Origin of the sequence: Bifidobacterium sp. UBA744, assembly GCA_002298605.1 — a bacterium.
In the GTDB taxonomy this organism is placed as follows: Bacteria; Actinomycetota; Actinomycetes; order Actinomycetales; family Bifidobacteriaceae; genus Bifidobacterium.
The window spans coordinates 42,621-52,770 of the sequence record DBKS01000011.1 but is presented as its reverse complement, the minus strand read 5'-3'; the positions used below and the strand labels follow the sequence as shown (position 1 = coordinate 52,770).

Here is a 10,150-nt window from a genome sequence, read left to right as displayed (position 1 = left end):
CAACGACACCAACAACAACACAGCCGCATAACTCGGCAATACGGACTACTGTTGGAGCCACTATGGCACATTTTTTCACTCCCAAACGCTGCACTGCATCGAATAAGATCATGTATCACGACCAAATGCAGGCCCAGCGAGCCGCCGATCAGAGTCTGGTCGAGCGTGGCGTGGATCTTTGGGTGTATCGGTGCCAGTATTGCGGGACCTGGCATTTGACGAGTCACGATCCGGCGAACGCGCATACCTATGTGCCGCTGAACCAGCAGCTCAAGCCGCATAGTCGCAAAAAGGGCTATAAGCCTCGTCGCCGTTGAACGTCGTCGTTGCGTACTTGGGCACCGTAGGACTTGGGCGGTGCAGAACCGAACAGGGGATTCCCCTTATATATGAACCGCTCCGCCGATTGCCGGATTGAAACACTTCGGATTCGATGATCGAACATGCGGCGAATATAAAGGCGAATCCCCTGTTCGTTTATCTCCTTTTTCGTTTTCCTGCCATCAGCGGTTCAGCCTGAATCCCTGGGCTTCCGCATGCGGCATTACCTGATGCGACTCATCCGTCTGCTGCAGCGCAAGATGCGCCACCTGATCGCTGAACGCGTCAACCGGGCGGTCGGCGTGCCGCAGATCATAATAGGTGTGCACGGTGGCGTCGAAGTCGGCGATATCGTCGTTCAGGCTGTGAATCGATGTCTCATCAGTCGGATATTCGTTATCGAAAAACTGCAGCGAACGTGGCATGCGTGGTTTGAGCATCGGTTCCTGCGCGGGTTTGCCGATGGCCAGGCCCAGGACGGGGTAGGTGTATTGCGGCAGCTGCAACGCTTCGATCAATGTGTCCACATCGTTCAGCAGCGACCCGAGAATCACGCAACCCAGCCCCAGCGAATATGCCGCGGTTTCCATGGCATGCAATGCGAGAACGGCATCGTTCTGCGCTTGAGTGAAGCGGTAGCTCGTCGCCAGGCCATAGACGTCCGGATCGGTGGAAACGCCCTTTGACTGGGCGATCAGCGCATTGCGATGCTCGTCGGCCACAAACAGATACAGCAGGGGGGCGTCGGCGATATACGCCTGATTGCCGATATGTGACATGAGATTCTTCAGCGACTGGTCTTTGATGCGGATCGCCGACCAGTCATTGAGGTATTGGCTGGATGCCGCGTGCTGCGCAACGGTTTCCAAGGTCTCAACGGTATCCTCGTCGATGGCGTCAGGTTGGAACGCGCGGATTGAACGACGGGATAGCAGAATGTCAATAGTGGGATTAGCAACAGTAGTCATACTGCCATGGTAGAAGAAATCATCCGGTGCACAAGCGCAATGCCCGTCTGCCGAAGATGGCGGGACGAACAAGCCGGTCCTCTGGATGCTCGGCGATAATGCTCGGTGATATGTCAGCGGCGTTTGGCGTGGCGCCGATCGACCAGGGCCTGTGAGCCCCGGCCGGACAATTGCGCGACAACCGCCCCGACTGCTGCGGACAAGCCCGCGAACAGCACGCTCATCATGAAGCTGTTGTCATTGCCGTTGCGACTGTGTTTGGCCGTGCCGTGATCCCATATCAGCTGAAACAGCTTGCCGGCGACCAGCCCGGCAATCGAAGGCAGCGCAGCCTTCAGGATCTTGTCTCCCATGGAATCGGGGTCCTGCTCCATATTGCTTCGCATCTCGTCCACCTTTGCGTTGACAGTGCCCAAACCGGCGACAATGCGGTCGGCGGTGGATGGGGCGCCGTCGGAACGATAATCGGTCATGGAATCCATAGTAAAACAGGGCGTACACTGGTGGTTCGGACTTGATGAGGAGCCGGGAGGACAATGATGTTCGTTGAGCGGGCGAAGCTGCTGCGCGCGGGGCGGCGCGATCGGAAAGAGACGGCGACGATGGGATGGTTTGTCCCGGGGCCATGCGTGCGGGACCGGGAAATCTGGCGGAATCTGCCTGGGAAGGTGCGTCGTCGGTATGTTGATCGTGCCGCCCGGTATGCCGGCCAGCCCTGGCCACAGTTGCTGGCCAGTGATTGGGTGCGCTTTTTCGTGGATGGCAACCGGGCGGGCTATGAGAGCAAATATGGCGCGCTGCGCAGGCGACTTGGCGATGAGACGGTGGCGTGGTGCCTGCATCCCGACGACACCGCGCTGCTCACCGATCTGATTGACGGTGTGATGCTGGTCTGCGAGCAGATGGCATGGCAGCTGCCGGCGCATAACAATTACGTACGTGACGCGCCCCAATTACCGTGGCCGGATATGCAACGCCCGGTGCTGGATTTGTTCGCCTGCGAAACCGGGGCGCAGCTCGCTTCGATCCTGTATGCGTGCGGGGATCGTCTGCCGGCCGCGGTGCGCGCCATTGTACGGCAGCGGTTGCGGGAGCGCATTATCCAACCGTATCTCAACGATCATTTTTGGTGGATGGGCGATGGCGACGAGCCGATGTGCAATTGGACCGCCTGGTGCACGCAGAACGTTTTGGCGACGGTTCTGATGTCTGATGCCGCCGACTGCGATGAGCGGACGCAGCTTGCCGCGATCGCCAAGGCCTGCCGCAGCCTTGACTGCTTCCTGAAGGACTATGGCGATGACGGCGGATGTGTGGAAGGCGCCGGCTACTGGCATGAGGCCGCGGTATGCCTGAGCGGTTGCCTGACCATATTGGATGGCGTTGCGCCCGAGGTCTTCGAACCGCTGCGTCATGAACCGAAGATCGTCAATATGTGCACGTACGCGTTGAAGATGCTGGCGCGAGGCGGATGGTGCTTCAATTTTTCGGATTGCGCGCCGCGGCTCGGGCGGATGGGCGTTCGCGAATATCGCTATGCACGTGCCGTGGGTGATGGGGCGATGACCTCATACGCGGCTTCGGATTGGTGGCGCTCGCTGGACGAAGCTGATGCGACGGGACTTACTGCGCGCACAAACGTGATGTACCAGCTGTGGGAGGCGCAGGAGGCCTCGGCCATGCGGCGCATTGCTCTGGAGCGGCGTCCGGACAGCGGGAAGAACGGTCGGCGCCTGCCGGAGGGATGGTTCCCCAGCACTGGTGTTGCGGTGCTGCGTGACGATCGGCTCGACGTGGCGGTGAAGGCGGGATGCAATGGTGCCAGTCACAGTCATAATGACACCGGCAATGTGATTGTGTACCGCGACGGGCAACCGGTGTTGATCGACTTGGGCGTGGGTACCTATACGCGCAAGACGTTTTCGCCGGAACGCTACGATATTTGGACCATGCAGTCAAGTTGGCATAATCTGCCTGATTTCGATGGGGTGATGCAGGGGGCGTCGGCCGAATGCCGTGCCGGCAATGTGCGAGTCGTCGGGGTTGACGATGGGATCGACGGTGGTGGGTCGGCCGCTGGCGACAATGCCGGCGTTGCGATCGGAACAGTGGCGGCCGATTTGACGCATGCATGGCCCCGGGCCGCACGCCTGCGGCGGTATTCGCGGTCGATTCGCCTGGACAGGGGCGCTCATGAGCTGGTGGTCCGCGACGATGCGCAGGGGCGGTATGACCGGGCACGCATGCATTGGATCATGGCGTATCGTCCGGAACCGTTACCGGGGGAGCCGGGCGCGCTCGCCGTCGGCGGTGCCCGCGTCGCATTGTATGCGGATGGCGTCCCCGTAAGGTGGGTGGTGGAATCAGTGCCTTTGGAAGACGACCAGCTGCGCCGCAACTGGGGCGCGCGCATATGGCGGGTCACCGTCGATTTCCAAGAAAGCTGCGAGCTGCGGATTCGCTGAGGGGCGCGTTGTTGGCCGATTGTTCATCGAGGATTGGTCGTGATGTTCACTTTCAGACGTGTTGGCGTTGACTTTATGACGCAAGGTGTGCTGTGGGTTGGGGGCGCAAACAGCGTGCCCATCATCTGAAAGGATAAGAGAAGTGAAGCAGCACAAGGGACTTAAGGCAGCCTGCGCGGCTGTCGCCTCGCTTGCCATGCTGGCCGTCGTGCCGGGTGTGGCTTCCGCCGCGGACGGTCTGTCCGTCGCACAGCTGAAGGAGCATGGCGCGGCCCAGCGTATCGCCGGCGTGTACGGCGATACCAGCGGCAACGCCAAGAACGTCATCCTCTTCATCGGCGATGGCATGGGAGACTCCGAGATCACCGTGGCCCGCAACTACCTGCATGGTGTGAGCGGCTCCTTCGACGGCCTCGATAAGATCGGCCAGCCGAATCTCAACAAGGGCATTGAAACCGGCACCGGCCAGTACACCACGTTCTCGCTGGGCGGCAGCTCCAACGATTCGCTGATGGCCAAGGACAAGAGCGGCAAGTTGGCTGGATCCAAGACCGCCGGCGTGATCACCCCGGTCACCGATTCCTCCGCCTCCGGCTCCGGCTGGTCCACCGGCACCAAGACCTACAACAATGCAGTGGATGTGGATGTGGAAGGCAACCCGCAGCTCAACCTGATCGAGTTGGCCAAGGCCGCCGGATATGCCACCGGCAACGTCACCACCGCCGAAATCCAGGACGCCACCCCGGCAGTGCTGGAATCCCACTCCACTGAGCGCGCCTGCTATGGCCCGCAGGGTAAGTGGGACGGCAAGACCGACACCAACAAGGACGGCAAGGTCGACGCTCAGGACGGTGACGCCGCCAAGCGCTGCCTGGCCGATCAGCTGAAGGTCAACGGCGGCATTGGCTCCATCTCCGAGCAGCTGATGGACACTGCGGCCGACGTGACCATCGGCGGCGGTTCCAAGTACTTCAATCAGATCGATCCCACCTACGAGGACGGCACCAAGACCCTGTGGCAGCAGGCTGCCGATCGTGGCTTCCAGACCGTTCAGTCCGGTGATATCGACGGCTTCAAGTCGCTGAGCTACCAGCAGGACAAGCCGGTGCTCGCTTTGCTGGGCGACGGCAACCTGCCCACCCAGTACAACCCGTCCGTGGCTTCCAAGTACAACGAGGCCAAGGACGAGAACCCGACCGTGTGCCAGGCCAACCCCGATTGGCTTGGCAACAAGGGCGCCGCGCTGTCCGACTTCACCAGCAAGGCGATTGACCTGCTGCAGGCCAACCAGAAGTCGAAGGACAAGGGCTTCTTCCTGCAGGTCGAGGGCGCTTCCATCGACAAGCAGGACCACAATGCCAATGCCTGCGGCCAGATCGGCGAAACCGACGATCTCGACAAGGCCATTTCCGCCGCTCTCAAGAAGGTGGATCTGAAGGACACGCTGGTGATTGTGACCGCCGATCACGCGCACACCTCCCAGATCGTGGAGTCCCAGCCCTACTATGCGCTGAGCACCGTGCTGAAGAACCGCGACGGCTCCAAGACCACCATCTCCTACGGCACCTCCGATGGCCCGGTCTATCAGGACGCCGATGGCAATCCCATTGACAACGACGAGTACACGCAGGGCGAGAACGGCGACGCCAACACCGCCGAGAAGTTCAAGGGCGCCCAGGGCAGCATGAGCCACACCGGCACCCAGCTGCGCATCGCCGCCTCCGGTCCGGGCGCCTCCCGCGTGGATGGCTTGACCGATCAGACGGACAACTTCTACACCATCGCCAAGGCGCTGGGGCTGGCTTCCGACAAGGCTGACCAGCAGGCTCTGTCCAACAACGCCGAGGTGAAGGTCGACAAGGCCACCGGTGCCGTGAAGGCCACCGGCTTTGACGGCGACGCCGTGCTCAGCTACGAGCTGAAGGACGCCAACGGTGTGGTCGACCAGTCCGCCTCCACCACTCCGGTCTCCGGCGTGCGCGTGCAGACCGCCGGCACCACCGAGTTCACCGCCAAGGGCGTTCAGGCTGACGGCAAGGGCTATGTGCTGACCGTCAAGGGCCAGCAGTCGGGCAAGACCGTCGAGGTCAAGTTCGATGCGCCGACCGCCGCCCAGCAGGGCACGAAGGGCAATGGCGCAGCCGACAAGACTGAGGGCGAGGCGAACAACATCGCTTCCGGTACCGTCCAGCAGCCCTCCAACATGGCGAAGACCGGTGCCAATGTCGCCGGCCTGGTGCTGGTTGTGGTGGCGCTGATGGTTGCCGGCGGTGTGCTGGCCGCCTGGCGCAAGGGCGTGTTCTCGAGCCGTTGAGTTTAAGCTCTGAGTTCAAGTTCCTAGCTCAATAACGGCAGTAATCTCCCCGTGGATTGTTCCATTGATCCACGGGGAGATTGCTGTATATGGGGTTAGGCGTGGGTGCGAAGTGTTTTTGGCGACGGAAACCCAGCGACGAGCAAAACTTGAGCGACACGCGCTCAAGTTTTTTTCGTTGAATTGGGAATAGAACTTGCGGTCCGGAAGTTGAGTGGTGTAGGCTCAAGTTTTGGAAGGTTCAGGGCCGAGGTGCACAGCCTGCCGAGGACTTGAGCGAAGAAACGTAAGCATCAACTCAATTAGGAGGAAACAATGGGACGTGCAGTAGGTATTGATCTGGGTACTACGAATTCGTGCATTGCCACGCTGGAAGGTGGCCAGCCCACTGTTATCGTGAATGCCGAGGGCGCTCGCACCACGCCGTCCGTGGTCGCGTTCTCCAAGTCCGGCGAGATCCTTGTCGGCGAAGTCGCCAAGCGTCAGGCGGTCACCAACGTCGACCGCACCATCAGCTCCGTCAAGCGTCATATGGGCACTGACTGGACCGTCGAAATCGACGGCAAGAAGTGGACCCCGCAGGAGATCTCCGCGCAGGTTCTGATGAAGCTCAAGAGGGACGCCGAAGCGTACCTTGGCGAGCCGGTTACCGATGCCGTGATCACCTGCCCGGCGTACTTCAACGACGCCCAGCGTCAGGCCACCAAGGACGCCGGTACGATCGCCGGCCTGAACGTGCTGCGTATCATCAACGAGCCGACCGCCGCCGCCCTGGCGTACGGTCTGGAAAAGGGCAAGGAGGATGAACGCATCCTGGTCTTCGACCTCGGCGGCGGCACCTTCGATGTCTCCCTGCTGGAGATCGGCAAGGATGACGACGGCTTCTCCACCATTCAGGTGCAGGCCACCAACGGCGACAACCACCTGGGTGGCGATGATTGGGACCAGAAGATCATCGACTGGCTTGTGGGCGAAGTGAAGAACAAGTACGGCGTTGATCTGTCCAAGGACAAGATCGCCCTGCAGCGTCTGAAGGAAGCCGCCGAGCAGGCCAAGAAGGAGCTGAGCTCCTCCACCTCGACGTCCATTTCGATGCAGTACCTGGCCATGACCCCGGACGGCACCCCGGTCCATCTGGATGAGACCCTGACCCGTGCCCACTTCGAGGAAATGACCTCCGATCTGCTGGGCCGCTGCCGCACGCCGTTCAACAACGTGCTGCACGATGCCGGCATCGGCGTCGGTGACATCGACCACGTGGTGCTGGTTGGCGGCTCCACCCGTATGCCCGCCGTCAAGGAGCTCGTCAAGGAGCTCACCGGCGGCAAGGAAGCCAACCAGTCCGTCAACCCGGATGAAGTCGTGGCCGTTGGCGCCGCCGTGCAATCCGGCGTCATCAAGGGCGACCGCAAGGACGTGCTGCTGATCGATGTGACTCCGCTGTCCCTCGGCATTGAAACCAAGGGCGGTATCATGACCAAGCTCATCGACCGTAACACCGCCATTCCGACCAAGCGCTCCGAAGTGTTCTCCACCGCCGAGGACAACCAGCCGTCCGTGCTGATTCAGGTCTATCAGGGCGAGCGCGAGTTCGCCCGCGACAACAAGCCGCTGGGCACCTTCGAACTGACCGGCATCGCTCCGGCCCCGCGTGGCGTCCCGCAGATCGAGGTCACCTTCGACATCGACGCCAACGGCATCGTGCACGTGTCCGCCAAGGACAAGGGCACCGGCAAGGAGCAGTCCATGACCATCACCGGAGGTTCCGGCCTGCCGAAAGATGAGATCGACCGCATGGTCAAGGAGGCCGAGGCTCACGAGGCCGACGACAAGAAGCGCAAGGAGGATGCCGAGACCCGCAATCAGGCCGAGGCGTTCGCCTACCAGATCGAAAAGACGCTGAACGACAACAAGGACAAGGTCTCCGATGAGATCGCCAAGGACGTCACCGAAAAGGTCAACGCCCTGAAGGAGGCCCTGAAGGGTGAGGACATCGAGAAGATCAAGTCCGCTCAGAGCGAACTGATGACCGCCGCCCAGAAGATCGGCGAGGCTCTGTACTCTCAGCAGGGCGCTGCGGCCGGTGCGGCCGGCGCCGGCTCTGAGAGTGCGGCTTCCGGTGCCTCCGGCAACGGTGGCGACGATGATGTGGTGGACGCCGAAGTCGTGGATGACGACGACAACAAGGACAACAAGTAAGGATCCTTGCCATGGCAGAGTTCAACAAGGACGACTATCTCAATGACCTGCCGAATGCCGAGGACGCCGCTGCCGGTGCTGCCAACAGCCCGGCGGATGGCGGCCCGGCCCCGGCCGATGGAGATGCCAAGCCGGCGGCGGATGCGACGGCAGCTTCTGATGCCGCCGCCGATCAGCCCGCAGCCGATGCGGATCAGACGGCTGATGGCACGCTGACTCCGTTGGGTCAGGCCAAGAAGGAGGCGGCCGATTATCTCGATGCCCTGCAGCGTGAGCGCGCGGAGTTCATCAACTTCCGCAATCGCGCTCAGAAAGAGCAGGAGCGCTTCCGCCAGCACGGCATCATCGACGTGCTCACGGCGCTGCTTCCGGCGCTTGACGACATCGACCGCATCCGCGAACATGGTGAGCTCAACGCTTCGATGACCGCTGTCGCCGCAAAAATCGACAAGGCCTTCGAGAAGTTCGGCGTTGAGAAGTTCGGCGAAAAGGGTGAGGATTTCGATCCCACCCGTCATGATGCGATTCTGCATAAGCCGGATGCGTCGGCCGAAAAGGAAACCGTGGACACCGTGGTGGAGGCCGGCTACCGTATCGGCGACCGTGTGATTCGCGCGGCCCGCGTGGTGGTGGCGTCTCCGCAGGCCTGACGGGACGGGCTCGGCGAACGACGATGCCCTTCGGGGCATTTCTGGAGCTGGCTGGGGCGATCGCTCCCGGTCAGCTCCTTGACAATCAGAAGAATGTAATCGGCGGGGGACCGCGATGCGGCGCAATCAATGGGCCGCACGCGGCATTCATCTTCCGCACGGCGTTCCCGAGGGGAACGCCGGGAGGCACATATGGCTGAGAATGAATGGCTCAACAAGGATTTCTATAAGGTCCTCGGTGTCTCCAAGGACGCTTCCGAGGACGACATCAAGAAGGCGTACCGCAAGCTGGCGCGCAAGTACCATCCGGACGTCAATAAAACCAAGGAAGCCGAGGAGAAGTTCAAGGATATCTCCGAGGCCTACGATGTGCTGAGCAAGCCGGATGACCGTAAGAGGTACGACGCCATCCGCCAGTTCGGCATGGGCGGTGCCCGCTTTGCCGGCGGCTCGGGCCAGGGCGGTTTCGATGCATCGAGCTTCGCCGACATGTTCGGCGGCATGTTCGGCGGAGGCGCCGGCGGGCAGGGCGGATCCAGAATCCGCTTCTCCACACCCGGCAGCGGCAATCCGAACCTCAACGACATCTTTTCGATGTTCGGCGGCGCCCAAGGCGGTTCTCCGTACGGTGCGGCCGGTGGGCGGGGCAGTTACTCGGACTATGGCGGCTATCAGCAGGAAGCGCCGAAGCCGCAGCGAGGCAAGGACCGCAACTCCAGAATCACGCTGACGCTGCGCCAGGCGGTGAAAGGCGCCACCGTGTCGCTGAGTGTCGACGGCGCCAAGTTCAAGACCCACATCCCCGCAGGCGTGAAGGACGGGCAGAAGATTCGTCTCGCCGGCAAGGGCCATGCGGGTGTGAATGGCGGCCAGCGCGGTGACCTGTATCTGAATGTTTCGGTGAAATCCGACCCCGTGTTCTCAATGCGAGGGCGCGATGTGGTGATGGACCTGCCCGTCAGTGTCGGCGAAGCGGTGGAGGGCGCCAAGGTGCAGGCCTGCGACATCGACGGCAACAAGGTTGTCTTCAAGGTTCCGGCCGGTTCGTCGTCAGGTGCCGAGGTGCGCGTGGCCGGTCATGGCGTACCGCGCGGCAGCGAGCCGGGCGATTTGATCGGGCGCGTGTCGATTCAGGTCCCCTCCAAGCCGGGCCTGGGGGTGAAGCATGCGGCCAAGGCGTTCGACAAGGCTGCCGGACCGTATGTGCGGCGCTAGTCGGTGATCTTCGGCGGG

Annotated in this window: 8 protein-coding genes; 6 read left to right on the top strand and 2 right to left on the bottom strand. The window is 61.7% G+C overall.

Going from position 1 to position 10,150, the window contains the following annotated elements; all coding sequences use genetic code 11:
- Positions 1-62 precede the first annotated feature (62 nt).
- The gene (locus tag B2994_RS01410; protein ID WP_291526617.1) at positions 63-317 is read left to right on the top strand and encodes a hypothetical protein; all 255 of its coding nucleotides are present in this window, start codon (positions 63-65) and stop codon (positions 315-317) included.
- A gap of 186 nt (positions 318-503) precedes the next feature.
- On the opposite strand, the gene B2994_RS01405 is transcribed toward B2994_RS01410, so the two are convergent.
- Together B2994_RS01405 and B2994_RS01400 are read right to left on the bottom strand one after the other, a co-directional pair.
- Positions 504-1,289 (bottom strand): nitroreductase family protein, encoded by a 786-nt coding sequence (locus tag B2994_RS01405; RefSeq protein WP_291526616.1) that lies wholly within the window; start codon positions 1,287-1,289, stop codon positions 504-506.
- Positions 1,290-1,402: 113 nt separating this feature from the next.
- Positions 1,403-1,762 carry a DUF4235 domain-containing protein gene (locus B2994_RS01400; protein WP_291526615.1) on the bottom strand — a complete coding sequence of 120 codons (360 nt, stop codon included), beginning with the start codon at positions 1,760-1,762 and terminating at the stop codon, positions 1,403-1,405.
- A gap of 195 nt (positions 1,763-1,957) precedes the next feature.
- Between B2994_RS01400 and B2994_RS01395 the strand changes: the two genes are divergently transcribed.
- The 5 genes from B2994_RS01395 to B2994_RS01375 all read left to right on the top strand — a co-directional run bounded on the left by B2994_RS01395 (position 1,958) and on the right by B2994_RS01375 (position 10,132).
- Positions 1,958-3,754 (top strand): heparinase II/III domain-containing protein, encoded by a 1,797-nt coding sequence (locus B2994_RS01395; protein WP_291526614.1) that lies wholly within the window; start codon positions 1,958-1,960, stop codon positions 3,752-3,754.
- A 142-nt stretch (positions 3,755-3,896) separates the two neighbouring features.
- Entirely contained in the window at positions 3,897-6,068 is a 2,172-nt protein-coding gene (phoA, locus tag B2994_RS01390; RefSeq protein WP_291526613.1) for an alkaline phosphatase, read from the top strand.
- A gap of 315 nt (positions 6,069-6,383) precedes the next feature.
- On the top strand, positions 6,384-8,267 hold the full coding sequence (dnaK, locus tag B2994_RS01385) for a molecular chaperone DnaK (RefSeq protein ID WP_291526612.1): 1,884 nt from the start codon (positions 6,384-6,386) through the stop codon (positions 8,265-8,267).
- A gap of 11 nt (positions 8,268-8,278) precedes the next feature.
- On the top strand, positions 8,279-8,917 hold the full coding sequence (gene grpE / locus B2994_RS01380; protein WP_291526611.1) for a nucleotide exchange factor GrpE: 639 nt from the start codon (positions 8,279-8,281) through the stop codon (positions 8,915-8,917).
- 192 nt (positions 8,918-9,109) lie between these two features.
- Positions 9,110-10,132 carry a DnaJ C-terminal domain-containing protein gene (locus B2994_RS01375; RefSeq protein WP_291526610.1) on the top strand — a complete coding sequence of 341 codons (1,023 nt, stop codon included), beginning with the start codon at positions 9,110-9,112 and terminating at the stop codon, positions 10,130-10,132.
- Positions 10,133-10,150 lie beyond the last annotated feature (18 nt).